This window comes from Sorangium sp. So ce295, assembly GCF_051527405.1.
Taxonomy (GTDB): Bacteria; Myxococcota_A; Polyangia; order Polyangiales; family Polyangiaceae; genus Sorangium; species Sorangium cellulosum_B.
The window spans coordinates 11,542,201-11,564,871 of sequence record NZ_CP150324.1 but is presented as its reverse complement, the minus strand read 5'-3'; the positions used below and the strand labels follow the sequence as shown (position 1 = coordinate 11,564,871).

Sequence of the window (22,671 nt, the reverse complement as noted above, 5' to 3'; positions counted from 1 at the left end):
AGCAACCGTCGTGGGCGTCAACACACATCGGCAGCGGCGATTGTATGCGTGAGGGGCGCGACGAGCACGTGGCGCGGGCTGCTCCCCGGGCGCGTGGTCGCGGCTGCGTCGGCTCGGGGAGAGGTCGCCAGCACGGGCGCCGAGCGCCCCGCTGGAAGCGTCACGGAATTGTCCGGCCGACCAGAGATCGCGGGGTTAGCGCCCGCGATCGCTAAGTTGACGCCGACCTCGACCCGCTCGAAACCCGCCCGAACGTGCCATCCCGCTCCCCCTGGAAAAGCGATGCGATGTCAACAGCTTATCCATGTATCGAAAGAGCCTCCTTCACTCCACAGCCTGCGGGGCGCACAGCAACGTACCTCAGGCGTCCCGCTCCAGAGGTCGGCACCTACAGAGTCGAGATGCCAGCTATGATGCTGCCGCGCCACGGAGCCAGGGAGCTGTGGGGCAGCTGAACAGAAGGGAAACGGCGTGAGAAGCAGGGATTTCATCAGCTCGTCCGTCGCGCTGGGGGCGGCGGCGTTGATCCTCGCCGGCTGCGGCGCAAGCGAAGGCGACGACCTTGGCAGGGCACAACTGGCCGTCGGACAGGAGCTCGCTTCGGAGGTGGAGCCCAACGGGACGGCGTTGCAGGCGAACGCCATCTCCAGCGACACGGTCGTGCGCGCCAACCTCTTGCCAGACGGCGACACGGATCTCTTCTCGTTCCAGGCGCCCGCCGGGAGCCGTGTCTACGCCGCCGTGATAACAGCGTCCTCCACCGCATCGCAGGACGCAGACCTCGACATCCTCGATCAGGACGGCACGACAGTGCTGGAGACCGACGTCTTCAACGGGTCGTTCGGGGGCCTGTCGCCGAGCATCGCGGGCACGCCCCTCGTGGCGGCGGGAACCTACTACGCGCGCGTGCGCGTGCCCTCCGCGACCGTCCAGGTGCGCCCCTACGACCTCCACGTCAAGGTTCAGAGCGGCGAGCCCACGGCGGAGGTCGAGCCGAACGACACGACGCCGCAGGCGCTCCCCGCGTCCGGCTGGATCGCTGGCACGCACACCAACGCGAGCGATGTCGACAGCTACTCGCTCTCCCTCAACGCCGGCGACACCCTCTTCGCGAGCCTCGATCAGGACCCGACGCGCGACCTCACGCAGTTCGCCGCCGCGCTCGCGATCGGTCCCTTCGGGTCCGGGTTCGACATCCAGGTGGACAACCAGTCCGGGCCTGTCGAGACACCGTACTCGGACGCCATCTTCGCGACGGTGAAGGCCGCGGGCACCTACAGGGTGACCGTGACCGGCTCGGTGACGGCGGGTGATTACGGGCTCAGCGTCAGCGTGCATCCGGCGGCGCCGAGCGTGGGGTGCACCACGTACGACAGCGCGAACGTGCCCAGGGAGATCCTCTTCGGCGCGCCCACGACGTCGTTCATCGACGTCCCGGGCGCGCCCCGCATCGGTGACCTGAACGTGAGCGTCCGGCTCAGCCATCCCATGCCCCCCGACGTGGACGTGTACCTCGTCTCGCCGGCCGGCAACACCAACGGTCTCTTCACCGATATCGGCAACAGGACCTACCCGAACCTCGAACTCACGATCGACGACGAGGCCGCGTTCCCGGCCGGACACTTCACCCTGCTGAACGGCATGATGGTGCAGCCGGAGCGCGACTACCGCTTGCACTGGTTCGACGGGGAGAACGGCGGGGGCCGGTGGACGCTCACGCTCCGGGACGATACGGACAACTCGAACAACCTCGGCGTGTTGGCCGCGTGGAGCCTCACGATCTGCGACGCGCCGATCCCCGCGCTCTCGTGCTCGAGCGGCGACGCCCCGTCCACCCGGCTGTCGGCGGACTTCGAGGGCGGCGCGCAGGGCTTCACGCACGCAGGCACAGCCGACGCCTGGGCGCTCGGCATACCGAGCGCCGCGCCGATCGCGACGTGCAACGGCGGGACGCAATGCTGGAAGACGAACCTGTCGGGCGTGTACAACGCGAGCTCGAATCAGGACCTCGTTTCACCGCCGATCGACCTGTCCGGGGTGCAGGCGCCCATCCAGCTCCGCTGGGCGATGAAGTACCAGCTCGACAACGCGTCCTCGGATCACGGGTGGGTGGAGATCCGGGAGGTCGGGGGTGCGAACGCCAGGCGGCTCTGGGAGTTCCTCGACGCATCGATGACCACGACCGTCGGTAGCTCCAACCTGGTGCTCCAGGAGAGCGCGGGATGGGGTACGCACTACGCCGACATCAGCGGATACGCCGGAAAGCGAGTGGAGGTGGTGTTCCACCTCGACAGCGACGCGAGCGTCCAGCTCGCCGGTCTCGCGATCGACGACGTGTCGGTCCTGGGCTGCCCGCGCAGCAGCACGGGCGAAGGCGGCGGTACCGGCGGCGGAAGCACCACGGGTGAGGGCGGCGCGACGGGCAGCGGCGCCGGCGGCGCGGGGACCGGCGGCGCCACGGCGACCAGCGGCGCCGTCACGAGCGGCGGAAGCACCACGGGCGAAGGCGGCGCGACGGGCAGCGGCGCCGGCGGCGCGGGGACCGGCGGCGCCACGGCGGCCAGCGGCGCCGGCGCGAGCGGGGGCAGCACCACGGGCGAAGGCGGCGCGACGGGCAGCGGCGCCGGCGGCGCGGAGACCGGCGGCGCCACGGCGGTCACCGGCGCTGGCGCGAGCGGCGGCAGTACCACGGGCGAAGGCGGCGCGACCGGCAGCGGCGCTGGCGGCGCGGGGACCGGCACCCCCGCGTCGGGCAGCGGCGCGGGTGCCAGCCCGAACGACGACCCGCCCGCCAGCAGCGACACGACGGGCGGCTGCGGGTGTCGCTTCGTGGGTCGCGAAGAGCCCCCCTGGCCATGGCCCGCGGCGCTCGCGCTCATCGCGCTGCTCAGAATGCGTCGCAAGCGGTTGCGCTCGCGAACCTCTTGAGGAGATCCTGCCCAGATGACCCCTGAAACCGTCGATGTCCTCGATCCGGACCTCTACCTCGCGGGCGCGCCGCACGATCGCTTCGAGATCCTCCGCCGGGAGGCGCCCGTCCACTGGCACCCCGAGCCGGCGGGCAGGGGGTTCTGGGCGATCACGCGGCACGCCGACGTCGCCCGCATCTCGCGCGATCCGGCCGCGTTCTGCTCGGGGCGCGGCCTCTTCATCGAGGATCTCCCGCCGGGGGACATGCGCGACAACCCCGATGTCATGATCATGATGGATCCGCCCCGGCACGCCCGGTTCCGGGCGCTGGTCAGCAAGGGGTTCACGCCCCGTGTCATCCAGCGCCTCGAGAGCCACGTGCGGGAGCTCGTGACGAGGCTCATCGACGACGCCTGCGAGCGCGGCGGGTGCGACTTCGCCAGCGACATCGCGGGCAAGCTGCCTCTCTCCGTGATCCTCGAGGTGATCGGCGTCCCCCGCGAGGATCAGGAGCAGATGCTCGACTGGACGACGCGGTTCTTCGGGGCCAGCGATCCCGCCTATGGCGTCACGCCCGAGCAGCTGAACGCCGTGCTCCACAACATGAACGCCTATGCGAACCAGCTCGCCGAGCAGCGGCGGAAGGAGCCCAAGGACGACATGCTGAGCTTGCTCATGGCCGCCGAGGTGGACGGCGAGAAGCTCTCCTATACGGAGTTCGGCGGCTTCTTCAACCTGCTGCTCACGGCCGGCCACGACACGACGAAGAACCTCATTACCAACGGGATGCTCGCGCTCCTCGAGCACCCCGACCAGCGCCGGCGCTTGCTCGACGATCCCTCGCTCCTCCCGACCGCCATCGAGGAGATGCTGCGCTTCACGCCGCCGGTCTATTACTTCCGGCGCTCCGCGGTGCGGGACATCGAGCTCCACGGGCAGCGGATCGCCGCCGGCGACAAGGTGGTGCTGTGGTACGTCTCGGCCAACCGCGATGAGGCGGTCTTCAGCGATCCACACAGATTCGATGTCGGCCGGACGCCCAACGAGCACCTCTCCTTCGGCATCGGCCCCCACGTGTGCCTGGGCCTCGTGCTCGCGCGCCTGGAAGCGCGGGTCGCCTTCGAGGAGCTCCTGCGCAGGCTGCCCGATCTCAAGCTCGCCGGGCCGGCCGTGCGGCTCCGCTCGAACTGGGTGAGCGGCGTGAAATCGATGCCGGTCCGGTGCGCGCGCCCTGCCTCGTAGCGCGCCCCTAGACGATGAAGTGCCGTGCCGGGGGAAGCACGGAGAGCGCCGCGCCCCCGCCCCGCGCAACCCTGGATCCGCGCCCTGACAACGCGGTACGGTCACCCGTGACCGAGACCGTCCTGCTCATCGACGACGATCCGGGGTTCCGCGACGCCTACCGCGAGCTGCTCGCGCTGGAGGGGTACGCCGTCGCCGAGGCCGGGGCCGCCCCGAAGGCGCTCTCGGAGCTCCGCCGCACCAGCGCGCGCCTCGTCGTGCTCGACCTGATGCTCCCGCCGACCGGCCGTGCCGAGGAGGGCGCGGCGCTCGCGGACAAGCTCCTCGCCGAGCGGCCCGCGGCCAAGGTGATCGTCGTCTCGGGCGCGGGTGAGACCCCGCTCGCCCTGCGCCTCGTCGAGCGCGGCGCGTACGACTTCCTGGCCAAGCCCGTCGACCCCGACGTGCTGCTCTCCGTGGTCGCCCGCGCGGCCGCGCGCCTCGCGCTGGAAGATCGCGTCGCGGAGCTCGAGCGCTCGCTCGCCGCCCGCGAGGGCGACGCCTCGGCGATGCTCGGTCAGTCGCCGGCCTTCCTCGAGGCGAGGACGCTGTGCGAGCGCGCGGCGCCGACCGACGTCCCGGTGCTCATCACCGGCGACTCGGGCACGGGCAAGGAGGTGTTCGCCCGCTACCTGCACGCAAGGAGCCGCCGGAAGGACAACGCCTTCATCGCGGTCAACTGCGGCGCGCTCGCGCCGACTCTCCTCGAATCGACGCTGTTCGGCCACCGGAAAGGCGCCTTCACCAGCGCGATCAAGGACGCTCCCGGCCTGTTCGTCGAGGCGGACGGAGGGACCCTGTTCCTCGACGAGATCGGCGACATGGAGCCGGCGCTGCAAGTGAAGCTCTTGCGCGTGCTCGAGACGGGCGAGATCCTGCCGGTGGGCGCGGCGCGCCCGCTGACCGTGGACGTCCGTGTCGTGTCGGCCACCCACAGAGCGCTCGAGTCGATGGTGGCGGACAGGACCTTTCGCGACGACCTCTACTGGCGCGTGCGCGGGATCGAGATCGCCTTGCCGCGCCTCGCGGATCGCGTGGGCGATCTGCCGCTCCTCGCGCAGCACTTCCTGAACCTGTCGCGGGCCCTCGTGCCGCGCTCGCCGGTGACCGCGATCTCGCCCGGCGCGATGCGCCGGCTCGAGGCCTGCGACTGGCCCGGCAACCTGCGAGAGCTCCGGCACGAGATGCAGCGCGCGCTCGTGATGGCCGGGGGCAGGGGAGAGATCCTAGAGGAGGACCTCTCGCCGGCGCGGCGAGGCAGCGCGCCCGCAGCGCCGGCTGGCGACGAGCCGGCCGAGGGGGCGACGCTGGAAGAGAAGATCGCGGCGCTGGAGCGGCGCGAGATCGCCGCCGCGCTCCGGGCGACCCAGGGCAACAGGAGCCAGGCAGCAGCGCGGCTCGGGCTCTCGCGGCAAGGGCTGCTCAACAAGATGGATCGTCACGGGCTGAAGTGATCTCGGTCGCTCGTGTGCTCATGAAGGAAGATTTTGGTCGAGCGAGAATGATACGGGATCTCACGGCCTGACGTGATCTCGGTCACTCATGTGTTGATGAAGGAAAAATTCAATCGTTCGAGAACGACACGGAATCGGAGAGCACCCACAAAAACATGAGCCGCGCCGAGCGCAGGCCGGCACTGAAGGAACCGAGAGCGCGGCTCCTCATGGGCTGCAGCTGGGGCGGGTGGATCGAGAACATGGTCCCGCCGGAACGGGGTCGCCTGTGCGCCCCGATCCGGCGCGATGCCCGCCGCCTGACACGCGCGATGTCGCTCGCTCCTCGCGAGGAGCGCCCATCGCGCGATGCGCAACTTCAGGAGGAATCATGACGCTTGGCAGGTTGGTGCTCGTGGGGTGTCTGTCGCTGGTTGGCTCCGCTCTCGTCGCCTGTGGGAACAGCGACCCGGATCGCCTGGGCGAGGGGAGGGGCAACGTGGTCGGGACTCCGTCCGGGTCCGAGGGGGACGGCTGTACGCTCACCCAGGGCTACTGGAAGAACCACGAGGAGAGCTGGCCGACATCGAAGCTCACCATCGGAGGAGTCGAGTACTCCCAGGCGGAGCTGCTGGATCTCTTCGAGACGCCGCCGCGGGGCGACACCAGCCTGATCCTGTGCCACCAGCTGATCGCCGCGCTGCTGAACGTGGGTAGCGGCGCGAGCGACGCCGCCCTGGGCGGGGCGCTGGCGGACGCCGAGGCGTGGATGAAGGACAACAAGGACGCCGATGGCCGGCTCCCGTACGGCGTCAAGCAAGGCGGCGCGGCCGAGGATGCCGTCGCGCTGTCCGGTGCGCTCGCGGACTTCAACGAGGGCGGCATCGGCCCTGGCCATTGCGACGGCGGCCCCGGCAGCGGCTCCGACGACCCCGGGGGCAGCAGCTCCGGCGATCCGGGCGGCGACGACGGCGGGCACGATTGCCCCGATGACGGAAGCACGGGCGAGACCGATGGCGGCGGCGGCTCCGACCCCGGCGGCAGCTCCGACCCCGGCGGCGGCTCCGACCCCGGCGGTGGCGAAGGCGGGTCGGCTTCGACGTGCGCGGATCCTTGCAGCGACGGCTGCACCGATGGCTACATCTGTGTCGCCGGGTGCTGCGCGTTCATCGCCAACTGACCCAACCGCGAGCCAAGCTCCGATGACAGCTCACGCGGGTGCCGCGGCTGCCGCCGCCGCGCACCCGCCGGGATCAAGGTGCGCGTCGCGCCGGTCCAATTTGATTGACGCCGTTCATGTGAACGCTCACAGTCGACTCGTCGATCCTTCTTCCGCTTTGCCACGGACAGGCGTGCCATGCGCACCGGGCCCTTCGTCACTTCTGCGCGTCCGCCGTGACGGTCGGGCTGGTGCCTCCACGTGAGGCGCATTTTCGCCCGAGATCATCGCGGGATCGGCACGCGGCGAGCGCGGAGAGACGAATCGGGCGATCACGAGAGGGTCTAGACGATGCCGAGATTAGCTGCTTACTCCTCCTTTCCTGTCGTCGCCTTGATGGTCCTCGCTTGCTCGTCAGAGACAGGCTCGCCCGGCACGGGAGGCGGCGGAGCCGATCAAGCCACGGGCGGCGCAGGCGGGGCCCACACGTCTGCGAGCAGCGGGGAGACCACCTCCACAGGGGGAACGAGCAATGACGCCAGCTCCTCCAGCAGCAGCACGACAGGTGGCTCGACCGGGGGCGGACCGCAGGCCGGGGCCGGCGGCATGGGGACCGGCGGCACGGAATCACCGGCGGGCAACCCGAGCCCAGGCTGCGGCAAGTCGGGGCGGCCCGAGGGCGGGAAGGTGACGGTCGATGGCGATCACATCTACACGTTCCCGGACAGCTACGATGGCAAGACCCCTCTCCCCCTCTTGATGGGCTTCCACGCCTGCGGCAACCCGATCGACCAGTTCATCAACCTCACGCGAGGGTCGGCCTTCGAGACGGAGTACGTGCGCGCCGTGGGGAGGTCGTCGGACGGGGGCGGATGCTGGAACTACAACAGCGACATCGCCAAGGTCCTGCGGATCTACGACGACCTCATGGACAGCTACTGCATCGACATGGACCGCGTGTTCGCCACCGGCCACAGCTCCGGCGCGCAGATGATCGTGCAGATCTTGGCGCACAAGTCCGACGCCGAGCACTTGAACTTCAAGGCGGTCGCGCCCGTCGCGGCCTCCGACTACGGCGCGCTGCAGGTGCCCACGCCCGTGATGTACATCCAGGGCCAGAACGACACGGTCCGCGGGGGAGACGGGGCGAGCACGGTCGCGAGGTTCCGCACCGCCAACGGATGCGAGATGAGCTCGACGCCGTATTCCCAGGTGATGGGCTGCCAGAGCAGCGGCAAGACCGTGAACCCCGGCTGTATCTCCTACAGCGGCTGTTCGGAGCCCACGATCTGGTGCTCCCACGACGATCCCTCGTACAGCAACACGAGCCACGGCGTGCCGTGTTTTGCCATCAAGGCGATGTACGACTTCTTCACGGGCATGCCGTGAAGACGCCCCGAGCTACGTTTGCGAGCGCCGCCTGCGGGCCGCCGCCCTGAGCTCACGGGCTCGGTGCAAACGTCACGCGGACCGTCACCGCGGAGGTGACACGGATACTGCCGGGCTCGACGGAAAAGCCGTCCGCGCCGCCGAGCCCCTTCATCTGCTGCGCAAATGCAGAGCGCTCCTGCTGAACGACCGAGATCGACCGCAGGTCGACGATCCTGACGTTCGCCGCCTTGGCCACCGCCTTGGCGTTCGCCTGCGCGTCCTGCACGGCGGCCGCGAGGGCGCCGCGGCGCGCGTCGGTGCGGTCGCTCAAGAAGAACTCGAGCCCGCCGACGTCGTTGGCGCCCGAGGCGAGCGCGGCCTGGAGGATCCTCGAGCCCGCGGCCTGGAGCTCGGCCGGCGACGCGCCCCGCAGCGCGACGGAGAGCTGGCTGGAAGCCGAATAGCCGATGATCCGGGGCTCGGTGATCTCCTCGTGCGGCACGTGCGACTCCCGGATCGGCGAGAGCGAGATGTCGACAGTGCGGATCTCCAGCCCCGGGATGGCGAGGCCACGCAGGGCGGCGAGCACCGCCTGCGACCTGCCAGCGGCCTTGTCGCGCGCGGCCCCGAGCGTCTTTTCGCGCACCTCCACGCCGATGCTCGTGCGCATCGAGTCGGCAGGCCTCACGACCTCGCCGATGCCGCCGATCGTGATGGTCCGGCTCTCGTCATTCTCCGCCGTGGCGCCGGGTTCCTTGGCTGCGAGGCGATCCGCCGCGAGGGCCTGGGCGACGGGGCGCCCGGCCAGCGCGGTCGACGAAATGCAGGTCATGACGCCGAGCGCGAGCCCTGCGATCAGGCTTCCCGTGAGGGTCGGCATAGTACGACGCATCGCGATTCTCCTCCTTCGAGCGGATCGGCTGCCCTGGCAGTCGAATTGGCCGTCAGCGCACCGAATCTAGGGCGGAGGCGGCTCGACCGCGAGGGGCGGGCGCAAGGGGCCTTCGCGTCGGTGAAGTACGGCCTCTGCCCGCGAGGCGCCCGCATGCCCAGCTGCGGGCCTGCCCCGGGTTGACGGGACCTCCTTCTCTGCCCGGCTCGCGCCTCACGCGCCCAGCTCGAAGAGCTGCATCGCGACCAGCGCGACGCAATCGGGCTCGCGCGAATCCGACACGATCTGCCGGAGCTCGTGGAAATACCGCACGTGCAAGGCCCGCAGCCGCGCGAGGTCGCCGCGCGCGACGCTGACGAGGTTGTAGGAGTACAGCCCCGGATCGCCGCGGCGCTGCCGGTCCGCGGCGACGTCGAGCCAGTGCGCTTTCAATCGCTGTCGCGGCTCGGCCGCGCCGCGGGTCATGTCGACCGTCTCGGCCGTGGCCGCGTACCGCCCTCCGCGCCATCGGATCAGGCCTGCCCGCGACAGGGCCTCGAGGCACGCACGCACCTCGTCGCGCGGGAGCGCGAGGCGAGCGGCGACCCACGCGTCGTCATGGCAGGGGAGGGCCGCGTAGCCCGCGAGCTCGAGGACGCGCAGGACCGCGTGAGACCAGGGGAGCTCCGTCGCTATCCGCCGGCGCTCCTCGAGCACACCGAAGTCGCGCGCCACCGAGGGCAGCTGTCCCGGAGGGACGAAGAGCGCGAGGAAGTCGAGGAGCCGGTCGGTCGTCGCGTCGACGAGGGCCAGCACGTCGGGCAGCCGCGGCTGGGAGGTCCCCGCGATGAAGCGCGACACCTGGGACGCGCTGCGCCGGATGCGAGCGCCGATCTCGGCGTTGCTCAGCCCGCCCTTGACGACCTGAAGGAGGGTGGCCGTGAGGGCCGGGTCGGAGACGGCGACGCCCGCGCCGAAGGCCGACTCCTGGCGCACGAAGTCCGAGAGCACACGGTGGACGTCAACGCCGTTGTACGACGCGACGCGCAGCACCGTGGGGAACGTGGGAAAGCGCCGCCCGGACTCCCAGCCGAAGGCGACGTTCGTTCCGTAGCCGAGCCGGACGCTCAGCTGCCGCTGCGAGCGCCTGCCGCGGAGCGCCCGGCAGAAATCCCTCGCTATTTCAGCGTATTGCGATGGTTTGTATCGCATATATGCATCGAACATAGCACATCGGAGCGATAGATAATGCGTAACTGCGCTACGCGGCGCTTGCGGGGGCTCCTGCGCTGCGGCAAGTGGATGTCGATGGAGGCTGCGATGAACGTACGGCTTGCTTGCTGGCTCGTGGCGGGGCTGCTCATGGGGTGCACGCGCGGGGGACAGACGGGGGAGGTCGCCGCCGATCCCTGCGACTTCCTCCCGCAGTCGACGGGTCAGGCCGTGGAGCATGCCCTCTCGGACCCGACGCCCCTCGGTGTGAGCGGCCAGGAGGCCATCGACGCGACCGGGGGGGCCGGAAGCTTCGACGTGACATGGGCCAACGGGACGACGAGCGCCGTGAGCTGGTCCCTCGCCGCCGACACCGAGAGCTCACCGGTCGTGGCGTACATCGACCGCAGCAGGGAGTGCTCCGACGCGTATCTGCAGATCCTCGTGCTCGGGAATCTATCGAGCAGCGACGGCATCCTCCACCACGAGCAGCGCGGGGCGCTCTACCGGGGCGACGACGGGGCCGCGCACCTTCGCCTGTCCTTCCTCTTCGACGAGAACCCGTTCCCGGACGTGTACGCCGGCCGCGGTTCGGGGGACAGCTGCGCCGGGTGCGGCGGCGCATTCGAGCTCTCCGTCGAATCGCGCTGGGCGGCGGGCGAGTCGACCCCTCGGGGTCATGTGGACCTGATCGAGAACGGGACGCTGCTCGGCGAGGTCGGCGCCTTCTGAGGGCGCGCCGGTCAGGGCAAGGCGGTGGTGATCACCTCCTTGATGGTCGCGGTGCTCTGTTCTTCTGCAGAACGCCGTCCGTGGACGCTGACAAAAACGAAGGCACGGAGGTCGCCCGCGCGGCTACTTGAAGCGGCAGGTCCTGTGTCCGCTCTTCTCCTCGCAGATGAAGTCCGTCGGGCAGTCGCGATCGTCCTCGCACGCGGAGAAGCAGCGGGTTCCGCTGTGATCAATGCAATAGAAGCCCTCGGGGCAGTCTTGATCACTCTCGCATTTGGGGCTGCACCAGCCTTCGGCCGAGCACTTGCCACCCAGGCAGCAGGAGTCCTGCTGGCCCCCGCAGCTCGCGTCCCCGTCACATGTCGCGCCGTAGGGAACACCGTTGAACGTCGTGACGGGCCGCGCGATACCGCCGCTGCCGTCACTGCTCTCGCCGCATCCGATCAGGATCGTCGCCGCGAACACCACCACCCATCCCCTTGCCGTCATGCGTATGCACTTTACACCACGAGTGACGGCCTCGTCATCAGCTCGCGCGCCGCGGAGCCGCGTCGAGCGGATGTGTCGTGCGACATGTCATGACATGAACCAGCATGTCACAGCGACTTGCTCCTCGAAGAATCGCTGTTTACAGTGCGCGCCGTGAAGCGCCTTACGATGCGCCTGTCGCCTCGGGGGTTGGGGCGAAGGGCGCCGAAGGTGACCCAGAACCCATCTTCGCCAATCTCGGCGCCGTCCGCCCTTGCCATCACCACCATTCGCGGTGACTGGCTCGGTGCTGAAGTGGTCCTCGACGCACCCGACGATCGAGGAGCGCGTGAGCCGGCTGCTCTCGGTGGCGTCGAGCGGCCGGACGGCGAGGGCTTTCGAACGTGATGGCCTGACGGCGAGCGTTGGCCCATCGATCCCTTCACAGAGAAAGAGCAAAACAATTCGAGGATATCGAGGGCGAGTCGCCACGTTCGCTGCCGGTGACGGAAGATGGTTGATGCGCTCGCCTTCCTGGAAGCGCGACGACAGCTCGACGACATGCCGGTCAGGGCAAGGCGGTGGTGATCACGTCCTTCGTGGTCGCGGTGCTCTGGCCGGGGCGGTCGACACAGGATGGGTAGTACTGGCCGGCCCCGTTGACGGTCTGGCAGACCTGGCTGCAGGGTCCGACCATGCGGATCACCCCGCACCCCACGAGCTGGCCGTCGGACGTCAGGTGGCCCGCGGCGCAGTCGCGCTGGTAGGCGCGCGAGTTGTCGACCGTCGCGCTGTTGTAGCAAGCGTTGACGTAGGGCTGCGCCGCGAACAGGTTGCCCCAGAAGGCCCCCTCGATGTCTGGATAATCGATGAGCTCCTGGCTGGAGGAGAGCGTCTTCAACGGATCCCGCAGCGAGCGCGCGGAGAGGAGGACCGGTACTTGATAGTAGTTCACGCGCGCCGCCACGCAGCTGGAGACCATGCGCTGCCCGAGCTCGTCGAGCGGCCCGCTCGCCCAGGTCGGCGCGGCGCCGAGCAGCCCGGGGTAGCGCTCGTTGTAGATTTTGCCCTTGGAGTCCTTCCACGAGAAGGCGAAGTACTCCGTGCTCCTCAGGGCGCAGCTCGTCGCATAACGCACGAACTCGCGCGCCAGCGCGCCGGCCGGGCCGGGATCCTGGAGCGCGGCGAGGTTTTGCGCGCTGAGACCGTTGAGGTTCAGGGCGTTGAGGTTCAAGGCGTTGAGGTTCAGGGCGTTGAGGTTCAGGGCGTTCGCGCTGAGCGCGTTGCCGCCCAGGAGGGCTCCCTGGGATTCCCCCACGAGCTCCTCCGGCGCCTCGGTGTCCCCCACCTCCGCGACGCAGCCCGGCAGCACCCCGGCCCCGACAAGCACGATGAATGTCTCCTTGAGCGACATGGGTTCCCCCCCCATTTCTGGCGCATTCCCGGCGGCTCCCTGCGCGCGGCGCGGGCTCACCAACATCGCCCATAGGTCAACTATGGGTTCAATATTCTATCTTTTCGCATTATCACGCTCGTGCAAGGTGATTCAGCGGCGACGAGGGTGGGTGTCCGGGGCGTCCGATGCTGACAGCGCCGTCAGCTCCGTGTGCCAGCGACGGAGGCGACTGCCCATGACGGTCGGCGTGGTGGAGGCGGCCGCGAGGGCGCGCTCGATCTGCAGCCGGGCATCGACGTACCGGCCGCGACGGAAGGCGGCGAGGGCCCGCGCCTCGAGCACCTCGATCCGCTCCTGGCCCACCGAGCAGCGCGCGGAGCGCTCCTCGAGCGCGGCCCACGCGGCGCCGTCGTCGTCGCACGTCGCGAGCTCGATCATCGAGCAGAGCACGTCCTCCGAGGGCTTCAGCGCGTCGCCGCCGGCTTGCTCTTGCGCCGCGCGAAGCCGCAGGGCGATCCCGCGAGCGCCCGCCTCGTCGCCCTGGTAGAGGCGCAGGCGCGCGGTCAGGAGCGCCACGGCCATCGGCGCGTGGTGCTCGTCGCAGCGCGGCCCCATCGCCTGGACGGCGCGCGCGTGGGGCGCCGCCGCCTCGAGATCGTCCATCAGATACAGGTACTCGGCGAGGTTGTAGCGGCCGACGAGCTCGAACGCGGGCTGGCCGAGGTCGCGCCCGAGCGCGAGGGTGCGCTCGAGGTCGGCGATCATCCCGGCGCGGTCGCCCTGGAGGGCCCGCGCGAGCGCGCGGTTGTTCAGCGCTGCGCCGAGGTGCATGAGATCGCTGCGCTCCTCGCAGCTCCGGATCACCGCGTCGAGGTCCCGCGCCGCCTCGTCGACACGGCCGAGGCTGGCCAGGACGAAGCCGAGCATCAGCCGGGCGATGATGTGTGTCTCATAGCCCTCGTCCCCGAGCCGCGCGGCTTGCTCCGCGGCGCGCGACAGCACCATGGCGGCCTCGTCCTCGCGGTCGTCCCGGTGGAGCGAGCGGCCCATGCCGAGGAGCAGGCGGGCGCCGAGCAGGGGGGAGTCCACCCAGTCGGCGAGGCGCTCGGCGGCCTCGACCCGCTCGCTCGCGGCGCGGTACTCGCCTGTCCAGTCGAGGATCATGGCCTCATCGAGGAGGAGCTCGATCTCCGCCCCTGGCTCCGACGCCTCGGCCGCCTCCTCGCGCGCCGCGGCGAGGTCGGCGAGGGCCTCGGTGTGGCGCCCGAGCCGGAAGCGAGCGAGGCCCCGCGCGTGGCGCGCCGCAGGGAGCAGCGCGCCGACCAGCGCCTCGGCGCGCCCGTAGCAGCCCTCGGCGTCGAGGTAGGCCCGGCGCGCGGCCGCGAGCTCGGCGCCTCGGACGAGCAGCGACGCCGCCCGGGCGGTCAGGCCGCCGCGCTCGCAGTGCGCCGCGAGCACCAGCAGATCGGCCTCGCCCGCGGCCTCGAGCCACTCGGCGGCGAGGCGGTGGCCGAGCGCTCGATCGTCCTCGGTGAGCTGCGCGTACGCGCCCTCGCGCAGGAGCGCCTGGCGGAAGCAGTACTCCTCCTCGCCGGGGAAGCGGCTCTCGCGGCGGCGGACGCAGAGCTCCCCGGTGACGAGCGCGGCGAGGTGATCCGCGAGCAGCGCGGCGTCGCCGCCGAGCAGGTGGGCGACGGCGCCTCGCCAGAACACCTCGCCGAGCACGCTGGCGGCGCGCAGGATCCGGCGCGCAGGGGGCGGGAGCGCCTCCAGCCGGACCTGCACCATCGCCACCACGGTGTCGGGCAGCGCTTCGCCCCGGCCCTCCGCCGTCGCGCGGATCAGCTCCTCGAGGAAGAAGGGCTGGCCCTCGGACTGGGTGACCAGACGATCGACGAGCGCCCCGTCGGCCGCGCCGCCCAGCGCCTCCCGCGTGAGCTGCGCGCACGCCCTCGGCGAGAGCTGCCTGAGCCAGAGCTCCTGCCGCCCGCGCTCGCCCCAGAGATCGGGGTAGGCTTGCTTGATCTCGGGGCGCGCCGTGGCGAGCACGACGAGCGGCTGGTCAGCGAGCTCGCGCAGCGCCGCGTCGATGGCCGCGACCGAGGCGCGATCGGCCCAGTGCACGTCCTCCAGCGCGAGCACCACCGGCTGGGCCGCGCACTCGACGCGCAGAAAATCGCGCAGCGCGCGCTGCATCTGCTCGCCGAGCAGCTCGGGATCCTGCCGGGCGGCGCGGAGCGGGAGGCTGTCCTCGTCGGGGAAGGGGACGCCGGCGAGCTCTCCGAGGAACTCCTCGATCCGGCGCCGCTCCGCCTCGGGCGCGCGGCGGGCGACGCGGGCCCGGAGGAGCGCGCGCCGCTCCTCGATCGGCTCGCCGCCCTGGATCCCCGCCGCGCCCCGGATCACCTCCGCGAGCAGGCCGCCGATGGAGCCCGCGCGCAGCGGATCCCCGAGCCCCGCCCAGATCTCCGCGGGCGCGCCGGCGCGCCGGAGGGCCGCGAGGTGCTCCTGGAGCAGGCGGGACTTGCCCATGCCCGCGGCGCCGATGACGAGCACCGCCCGGGCGGCGGGCTCGCCGGCGCAGGCGGCGAAGGTCTGCTCCAGCAGGCGGAGCTCGTGATCGCGGCCGACGCAGGGCGTGGGCCTGCCGAGGAGCGGGCGCCACGGCTCGGCGGCGCTGCGCTCGCCGCGCAGCTCGACGGCGCCGGACGCGGTGATCGCGGCCTCGAAGCGGGCCTCGAGCAGCCCGGCGGTGGTCCTGTCGAGGAGGATCTGCGGCGCGCCCGCGCGGCCCGCGCTCCGGAGCAGCCCCGCCGCGCGCTGGATCGCATCGCCGACCGGCAGGCCGCGCCCGAGCTCACCCCAGCCGACCGTGATCGCGATCGGGCGATCGGGGACGCGCTCCCGCAGCGCCAGCGCGCAGCGCGCGAGCTGCGCGGCGACGTCGGTGGGCACGTGCGGGCGGCCGACGATGAGCACCGCCGTACCGTCGGCGAGCAGCTCCAGGCGCCCCTCGAAGCGGGCGGCGACCTCCCGGAGCGCGCCGGCGTCCGCGTTCGCCTCGCAGAGCGAGAGGGTGGCGTCCAGCGCGGACGCTGACGCGCGGCCGATCACCGCGACGCCGTGGAAGCGGCGCTCGCTGCTGGTGAGGGCGGAGCTCGTCGGTCCCGCGATCGACCCGCCGTGGACCTCCTGCGCCGCGAGCGCGGCGTGGGCCGCGGCCCCGTCACGCGGGCGCCGCGCCGGATCCTTCTCGAGCATCTGCGAGACGAGCGCGTCGAGCCACGGGGGCGCGCCGAGGCAGCGCTCGGACAGGCGCGGCGGATCATCGAAGATGATCCTGGCGAGCAGGGCGACCAGGTGATCGGCCTGAAACGGCGGCGCGCCGGTGACGCACTGGAAGAGCACGCAGCCGAGCGAGAAGATGTCGGCGGGCGCGCCGACCTCATCGCCGCTGCGCGCCTGCTCCGGGGCCATGTAGTCGGGCGTGCCGACCAGCATCCCGGCGCCGGTGATCGGCGCCATGTCCGGGAGGCGGGCGACCCCGAAATCGAGGAGCCTGGGCTTTTCGATCCGCCCGTCGACGAGGAAGATGTTGGCCGGCTTGAGATCGCGGTGGACGATCCCCAGCGCGTGGGCGGCGCCCAGGGCCGCGGCGACGCGCGCCCCGAGCTCCACCGTCTCGGCGACCGAGAGCCGTCGGCGCGAGAGGAGCCGGGAGAGGTCCTCTCCCTCCAGCCATTCCATGACCAGGAAGGGCGTGCTCTCGCGCGCGGCGCTGTAGGCGACGTACCGGACGATCCCGGGGTGTGCGAGGCGGGCGAGGAGCTCGGCCTCCCGCGCGAAGCGCGCGAGGTGGTGCGGCGACGGATCGTGCAGCACCTTGGCGGCGACCCGCCTTCCGGTGGTGACGTCCCAGGCGCGGTAGACCGCGCCCATGCCTCCGCTCTCCGCGAGCGCTTCGACGCGGAAGCGCCCCCCCAAGAGCTCCCCCGAGCGCACCGCTCAAGGATAGACGGAGAATGCCGTTCGTCCAGCGATCCCCTGGATTCAGGCCGCGGATCCTGCGCGCGCGGCGCCCCGGACGCATCGATGGTTTGCCCCGATTCCGACCCGGGCCGATGCCGGCCCGGGCTCGCCGGGGAGGCGCCGATCGGGAGATCGGCGCTTCTGCCTGGACGTCCCTTACCGAGAGCTCGAGGAGGGGCGCGGCGTCACTTCTCGAGCGTGATCAGACCCAGCTTGTACGGCAATCTTTCGTAAGCCCCTCCGGCGTTCGGATCCCTGCCCTGGTAGAGGAACTGCATGTTGCACGCGTTGATGGTCATTCGCTCGTCGCTCCCGGAGCGGATCATCTCACCGTGGCTGATGTCGTCGCTCCACTTTCCGCCTTCGAACGTCACGTTGGCAGGGCCGGCGAAGGGCTTCTGCTTGGTGTCCGCCAGGGGAGCCCAGGGGCCGTCGAGGCTCTCGGAGGTCCACGACCTGAAGAAGCGAGGGCTGTTGTCGAACGCCTCGACCATGAGCAGGTACTTGTTCGTGCCATCCACCTTGTAGACGTTGCTGGCCTCGAACAGGAGCCCGTTGGTGGGGGCCGTCATGACGGTTTCGTACCCATCGAAAGCCGGGAATTTATCGATGCTGACCTTGGAGCGGTAGAGCTTCCCGTCGTCCCGCGAGAAGAACAGATGGCAGTTCTTGTCGTCGCAGATGTTCCAGAAGTCCAGCGCGCCAAGGGTGTTCCCCATCTGGCCTGGCTCGCCCTTGAGCAGCGGCTGGGGCCGGCTCCAGCCGTTGACGTTGTTGATGTCGTCGTTGGTCGAGTACCGGCCGTTCCACTGGAAGATGAGGTACCACTTGTTGTGCGGCCGGAAAAAGAAGACCTGGGGCGCGACCGTGCCGCCGGTGGGCCAGCCCGCCATGTGCTGCTGCTGCGCGGAGTTCGCCTGAGCGAAGTCGGTGAAGTTCAAATACACGGAGCTCCACCCCCCGTTGCCCGCCGTGTCGTACACGGTGGCAAATACGTGGTACTTGCCGTCGTGGAACACGATCGTCGGGTCCTTGATGGAGACGAAGTTGCGACCGGCAGCCGACTTGGGGTTGATCACCGGAGGCCCCGACTTCCACTTGAGCGTGGTGGGCAGGTCGCAGGTCACAGGCGGCGAACCGCCCGCGCCTGCGCCGCCGCCGCCGTCCCCCGGAGCGCCGCCGCTCCCCCCGGTCCCACCCGTCGGGTCGCCGCCCGTGCCCGGGTCGCTTCCGCTGCTCGTGCTCGTGCTCGCGCCCGTGCCGGAGCTCGATCCGCTCGTGACCCCTGCGCTCGTGCTCCCGCCTGTCGTGCTGCCGGCGCTCGTCGTGGGGTTCTCAGAGCCACCCGTACCACCACTGGACGGCTGCTCGTCCCCCGTGTCGCTGGCGCAAGCGGCGAGCGCCGCGAGCACACAACCGAGGGCAGACAAACGAAGGAGGGAACGGGACGGAGTCAAAGATTGGCGAGGCAAATCGAAGGGAGTGATCATGCTGGTCTCCAGAGGGATGCCCGATCGGGCAGCGAGCTCCTCAGAGCCCGACTGTCAAGGTTGACGCGCACGAGGACGAGGACGAAGGGCCCGGTGCCGCATGGCGGCCTACCCAGGGCAAAGCGGAGGAATCTCCGAGCCAAATTGTGAGCGCTCACATCTACGGCGTCAATTGAAAACCGGCGCGCGGGACTCGCCGGCCACGATGCCGATCGCCGGGAACTCCTCAGAACGCGCTCCCGGCGTCGCTCTACCAGGCATCGACGATCTGGGCGATTGGCTCGCCCGGTCCGTGCACGCCCTGAATCAGGATGCCCTCCACGTCGGCCGTCTTGGATGGCCCCGTACATCTGACCACGTAGGGGTCGCCGCCGAGCGCGGAGATTTCGGCGCAGAGCGAACGGTGGATGTCGGCGCGGCGAACGATCGCCACGTGGATCCAGGGGGCGAGCGCGCTGCGGCGCGTCGAGGTGGTCGCGTCGTCGAGGATGACGGTGCCCGTCTCGGCGATCGCGCCGGCGGCGCGCGTGATGCCGAGGTCATCGGCGTCGATTCGAGCGCGCGCGAGCGTGGAATCCAGCTCGAACGCGCCGAGCGATCGGGGCGACGTCGCCGGGGGGCGAGCCATTCCGGCAGGATCTGGACCCGACCTCCGGGCGCGGGCGCCGCGCGCCAGACGGTCGGCTGGCTGACGAAATCGAGGAGCTCCCAGGAGCGGGCCGCGAGCTGCCCGGCGCCCCGCGCGGCGGGGCCGCCGTCATTCATGCTTCCCCTTCGGAGACGACGTGGTTTTCGAGCACGCCGATCTTCTCGATCTCGATCTCGACCCGATCTCCCGGGCGCAGCCAGCGCGGCGGGGTTCGGGCCATGCCGACGCCATGCGGCGTCCCCGTGAGGATCACGGTGCCCGGCAGCAGCGTCGTGCTGCCGCTCAAGAACTCGATGAGCTCGGGCACGCCGAAGATCATGTCGCCGGTCGTCCAGTCTTGCACGCGCTCGCCGTTCAGGAGGGTGGCGATGCGTAGCGCTCCTGGATCTCCGACCTCGTCCGCGGTGACGAGGCGGGGGCCGAGCGGGGCGAACGTGTCGAACGTCTTGCCGCGACACCACTGCCCGCCGCCGCGCCGGAGCTGCCAGTCGCGAGCCGACACGTCGTTCGCGCACGTGTAACCGAGCACGTGCTCGAGCGCGCGCGCGCGGCTCACGTTCTTGCACGCTTTGCCGATGACCACGGCGAGCTCGCACTCGTAATCGACCTCCTCGCTCGCCAGCTGACGCGGAATCACGATCGGCGCGCCAGGATCCTGGACGGCGTTCAGTCCCTTCATGAAGACGATCGGGTGCTCGGGGAGCTTGGCCTTGATCTCTTCGGCGTGCCGGCGGTAGTTCAGGCCGATGCCGAGGATCTGCGTGGGAGCGATCGGGGCGAGCCTGCGCGCGACCTCCGCACGTTCTTGTGTGACCGTGTAGTGAGCGAAGGGGTCGCCTTCGATGCGCAGGGCCGTGCCATCGCCCTGCTCGCTCGCGTAGCGGGCGCGTCCGTTCGTGTCCAGGTAGCGGATGATTTTCATGAGCGCTCCGAGCGGTCCTGCCAGACCTGCCCGCCGGGGAACGTGTGCGCCGCGAGCGAGTCGGCCTTCATGGTGATCGATGTGCCTGGCGCCGTGGGGGCGAGGTAGCGCCCGCCGCGCCGTCGATCCTCAGCGTGTGCTCCGGCCCGATCATGTCGCGCACGAGCGCCGTCTTTGCGTCGCGACGAAAGGGGGTCATGGGAGGGTGGAATCCAGGTGGCGTCCGCCTGGCGGCCCGAGCGGCCGCCAGGTTTACCGGGGTGGTAAAACCACAACTGGAGGGGAGCGGAGCTACTTCTGGAGCGTCAACATCCCGAGCCTGTAGGGCAACTTGCCGTAATCACCCCCGACTTTCGGATCTCTGCCCTGGTAGAGGAACCGCAGGTCGCACGGGTCGATGGTCATCTTCTCGTCGTGCCCGGAGCGGATCAGCTCGCCGTGGCTGATGTCGTCGCTCCAGTCCTGGCCTTCGTAGGTCACGTTGGCAGGGCCGGCGAAAGGGTTCTGCTTGGTGTCCGCCAGGGGAGCCCAGGGGCCGTCGAGGCTCTCGGACGTCCACGACCTGAAGAAGCGAGGGCTGTTGTCGTACGCCTCCACCATGAGCAGGTACTTGTTCGACCCATCCACCTTGTAGACGTTGCTGGCTTCGAACAGGAGACTCGCGCTGGGGGCCGACATGACGGTTTCGTAACCGTCGAAATTCGGGAACTTGTCGATGCTGACCTTGGAGCGGTAGAGCTTTCCGTCGTCCCGCGAGAAGAACAGATGGCAGTCCTTGTCGTCGCAGATGTTCCAGAAGTCCAGCGCGCCGTTCGGCTCGCCTCGGAGCAGCCCTTGGGGCCGACTCCAGCCGTTCATGTTGTTGATGTCATCGTTGGTCGAGTACCGGCCGTTCCACTGGTAGATGAGGTACCACTTGTTGTGCGGCTGGAAAAAGAAGACCTGGGGCGCGACCGTGCTGCCGGTGGGCCAGCTCGCCATGTAGTGCTGATCAGCGGCGTTCGCCTGAGGGATGTCCGTGAAGTTCGAGTACATGGACTGCCATCCGCCGTTGCCCGACGTGGTGTCGAACACGGTGGCAAACACGTGGTACTTGTTGTCGAAGAACACGATCGTCGGGTCCTTGACGGATGCCCAGCTGCGGCCGGCAGGCGGCTTGGGGCTGATCACCGGAGGCCCCGCCTTCCACTTGAACGTGGTGGGCAACTCGCAGGTCGGCGGGGAGCCGCCTGCGCCTCCACCACCGTCCCCTGGATCGCCGCCGCTCCCCGAGGCCGACGTGCTCCCGCCGGTACCCGTCGTACCGCTTCCCCCGCTCCCGACGGAGCTCGACGTACCAGTGCTCCCGCTGGCGCCCGTCGTACTGCTGGCGCTGCTGGCGCCCGTCACCGGATTCTCCGAGCCACCCGTCCCATCAGGGGAGGGCTGGTCGTCGGTCGTGCCGCTGCTGCAGCCGGCGAGCGCCGCGAGCACACAGCCGAGAGCAGAGAGACGAAGGAGGGAACGGCACGGAGCCAGAGCGTGGGAGGGCAAATCGAGGTGAGTGATCATGCTAGTCTCCAGAGGGATGCCCAATCGGGCCAGCGAGCTCCTCAGAGCCCGACCGCCAGGGTGAACGCGCATGAGGACGAGAAGCCGGGGCGCATGACGGCCCACCCAGGGCAAAGCAGAAGGATACCCGGAGACCAAATTGTGAACGTTCACATTGCCGGCGTCAATCAAAAACCGGCGCGCGAATCTCCCCCTGGCGGCTCGCGCACACCGGCGCGGAGCACGGTGTGCGCGGCGCATTTTGGCACAAATTCGAGACGAATTGTGCCGCTGTGCCTGTGCGCCAGGCGCGAGGTCCAGAGATCTCGTGCATCTCCGCACTGGCGCACGCGTTGCTTGAACGTGACGGCATGAAGCGCACATCCTCCGTGGTTGCTCTTTCGGTGATGTCTCTCGTCCCCCTCTGCATGACGCCCGCGTGTGGTCCCACAGAGACCTCGTCACCTGGCACCACGAGCAGCGGCGAGTCGACGGGACCAGAGCAGACGTCCGCCTGCGAGCCCCGGCAGGCCGGGATATCGGCTGAATTCGAGGTCACCGTCGAGGCTTGGCCGGACGAGGGGTTCGATTCCTACGAAGTGAACATGGCCGCGCCATGCCAGGTGGAGGCGGCCAGCTCGACATCACGCTCCCTTGCCTGCACGGACAAGGACGGCGTCGCGCATGGCGTGACGATCGCTGTCCAGGATTCCGACATCCTGGGCGCCGTTCCCGAGAGCGGTCCCGTGTTCCTGCGGGTTGTGCACTTCACGGATATCGTTCCTGTCATCGACCATCAATGGTTCGAGGTGCGCGCCGGCTCCGACATCACCGGCGCGCTGCTCGCGGGAGGCGTCCGAGGTTCCAACCCGTGGCCCGACACGGACGTTGAACCTTATTTCGCGCCGATCAGGATGGCGATGAGCCCCGAGGAAGGGTGTCCCGAAGAGCTTCGAAAGATGTGCGTGGCCCACCGCAGAGGTCGGATCGATTTCTGGATCGACGAGCTGCCAGCCGGCTCGATCCTCGACGGGCACGAAGGTGAGGTGGGCGCGAGCGGGGCCTATCGTGTGATCGTGGGCGCGAGCGTGGATCGCTCCATGGGAGGGGACCCGGACCTCTGCGGCGGTGACGACGCGGAGTACCTCGACGACTTGCGCATCCTGATCGGAGCGAGAGCGCCGGAGCCCTCCGTCGGCGCCCCGTAGGCCGTGGACT

General features: G+C 69.9%; 16 protein-coding genes. 7 read left to right on the top strand and 9 right to left on the bottom strand.

Annotated elements, in window-relative coordinates:
* Positions 1-471 precede the first annotated feature (471 nt).
* The 5 genes from WMF11_RS43900 to WMF11_RS43880 all read left to right on the top strand — a co-directional run bounded on the left by WMF11_RS43900 (position 472) and on the right by WMF11_RS43880 (position 8,172).
* The gene (locus tag WMF11_RS43900; protein ID WP_437975006.1) at positions 472-2,928 is read left to right on the top strand and encodes a proprotein convertase P-domain-containing protein; all 2,457 of its coding nucleotides are present in this window, start codon (positions 472-474) and stop codon (positions 2,926-2,928) included.
* 15 nt (positions 2,929-2,943) lie between these two features.
* Entirely contained in the window at positions 2,944-4,152 is a 1,209-nt protein-coding gene (locus WMF11_RS43895; RefSeq protein WP_437975005.1) for a cytochrome P450, read from the top strand.
* Positions 4,153-4,259: 107 nt separating this feature from the next.
* Positions 4,260-5,645 (top strand): sigma-54-dependent transcriptional regulator, encoded by a 1,386-nt coding sequence (locus tag WMF11_RS43890; RefSeq protein WP_437975004.1) that lies wholly within the window; start codon positions 4,260-4,262, stop codon positions 5,643-5,645.
* Between the two features lie 370 nt (positions 5,646-6,015).
* Positions 6,016-6,804 carry a hypothetical protein gene (locus WMF11_RS43885; RefSeq protein ID WP_437975003.1) on the top strand — a complete coding sequence of 263 codons (789 nt, stop codon included), beginning with the start codon at positions 6,016-6,018 and terminating at the stop codon, positions 6,802-6,804.
* 330 nt (positions 6,805-7,134) lie between these two features.
* On the top strand, positions 7,135-8,172 hold the full coding sequence (locus WMF11_RS43880) for an alpha/beta hydrolase family esterase (RefSeq protein WP_437905047.1): 1,038 nt from the start codon (positions 7,135-7,137) through the stop codon (positions 8,170-8,172).
* Between the two features lie 52 nt (positions 8,173-8,224).
* Here the strand turns inward: WMF11_RS43880 and WMF11_RS43875 are convergent, their stop codons facing one another.
* Together WMF11_RS43875 and WMF11_RS43870 are read right to left on the bottom strand one after the other, a co-directional pair.
* Positions 8,225-9,046: an SIMPL domain-containing protein gene (locus WMF11_RS43875; protein ID WP_437975002.1), complete on the bottom strand. Its 822-nt coding sequence runs from the start codon at positions 9,044-9,046 to the stop codon at positions 8,225-8,227.
* A 213-nt stretch (positions 9,047-9,259) separates the two neighbouring features.
* Complete coding sequence (locus tag WMF11_RS43870; RefSeq protein ID WP_437975001.1) at positions 9,260-10,237, bottom strand: DUF4423 domain-containing protein; 978 nt, start codon at positions 10,235-10,237, stop codon at positions 9,260-9,262.
* A 108-nt stretch (positions 10,238-10,345) separates the two neighbouring features.
* On the opposite strand from WMF11_RS43870, the gene WMF11_RS43865 reads away from it, so the two are divergent.
* Positions 10,346-10,969: a hypothetical protein gene (locus tag WMF11_RS43865; protein WP_437975000.1), complete on the top strand. Its 624-nt coding sequence runs from the start codon at positions 10,346-10,348 to the stop codon at positions 10,967-10,969.
* Positions 10,970-11,092: 123 nt separating this feature from the next.
* Here WMF11_RS43865 and WMF11_RS43860 read toward each other — a convergent pair whose 3' ends face one another.
* From WMF11_RS43860 to WMF11_RS43830, 7 genes are all read right to left on the bottom strand, one after another.
* On the bottom strand, positions 11,093-11,458 hold the full coding sequence (locus WMF11_RS43860; RefSeq protein ID WP_437905043.1) for a hypothetical protein: 366 nt from the start codon (positions 11,456-11,458) through the stop codon (positions 11,093-11,095).
* Between the two features lie 547 nt (positions 11,459-12,005).
* Complete coding sequence (locus tag WMF11_RS43855) at positions 12,006-12,851, bottom strand: hypothetical protein (RefSeq protein ID WP_437905042.1); 846 nt, start codon at positions 12,849-12,851, stop codon at positions 12,006-12,008.
* Between the two features lie 132 nt (positions 12,852-12,983).
* Complete coding sequence (locus WMF11_RS43850) at positions 12,984-16,835, bottom strand: serine/threonine-protein kinase (protein WP_437974999.1); 3,852 nt, start codon at positions 16,833-16,835, stop codon at positions 12,984-12,986.
* A 212-nt stretch (positions 16,836-17,047) separates the two neighbouring features.
* The gene (locus tag WMF11_RS43845) at positions 17,048-18,292 is read right to left on the bottom strand and encodes a non-reducing end alpha-L-arabinofuranosidase family hydrolase (protein ID WP_437905040.1); all 1,245 of its coding nucleotides are present in this window, start codon (positions 18,290-18,292) and stop codon (positions 17,048-17,050) included.
* A 310-nt stretch (positions 18,293-18,602) separates the two neighbouring features.
* A complete protein-coding gene (locus tag WMF11_RS43840; RefSeq protein WP_437974998.1) occupies positions 18,603-18,980 on the bottom strand; it encodes an LUD domain-containing protein in 378 nt (125 codons plus the stop codon).
* A 133-nt stretch (positions 18,981-19,113) separates the two neighbouring features.
* Positions 19,114-19,923, bottom strand: coding sequence for a fumarylacetoacetate hydrolase family protein (locus WMF11_RS43835; RefSeq protein WP_437905038.1), 810 nt, complete (start codon positions 19,921-19,923; stop codon positions 19,114-19,116).
* A 291-nt stretch (positions 19,924-20,214) separates the two neighbouring features.
* A complete protein-coding gene (locus WMF11_RS43830) occupies positions 20,215-21,474 on the bottom strand; it encodes a non-reducing end alpha-L-arabinofuranosidase family hydrolase (RefSeq protein WP_437974997.1) in 1,260 nt (419 codons plus the stop codon).
* Between the two features lie 227 nt (positions 21,475-21,701).
* On the opposite strand from WMF11_RS43830, the gene WMF11_RS43825 reads away from it, so the two are divergent.
* Positions 21,702-22,661: a hypothetical protein gene (locus WMF11_RS43825; RefSeq protein WP_437974996.1), complete on the top strand. Its 960-nt coding sequence runs from the start codon at positions 21,702-21,704 to the stop codon at positions 22,659-22,661.
* The last annotated feature ends 10 nt before the right edge of the window (positions 22,662-22,671 follow it).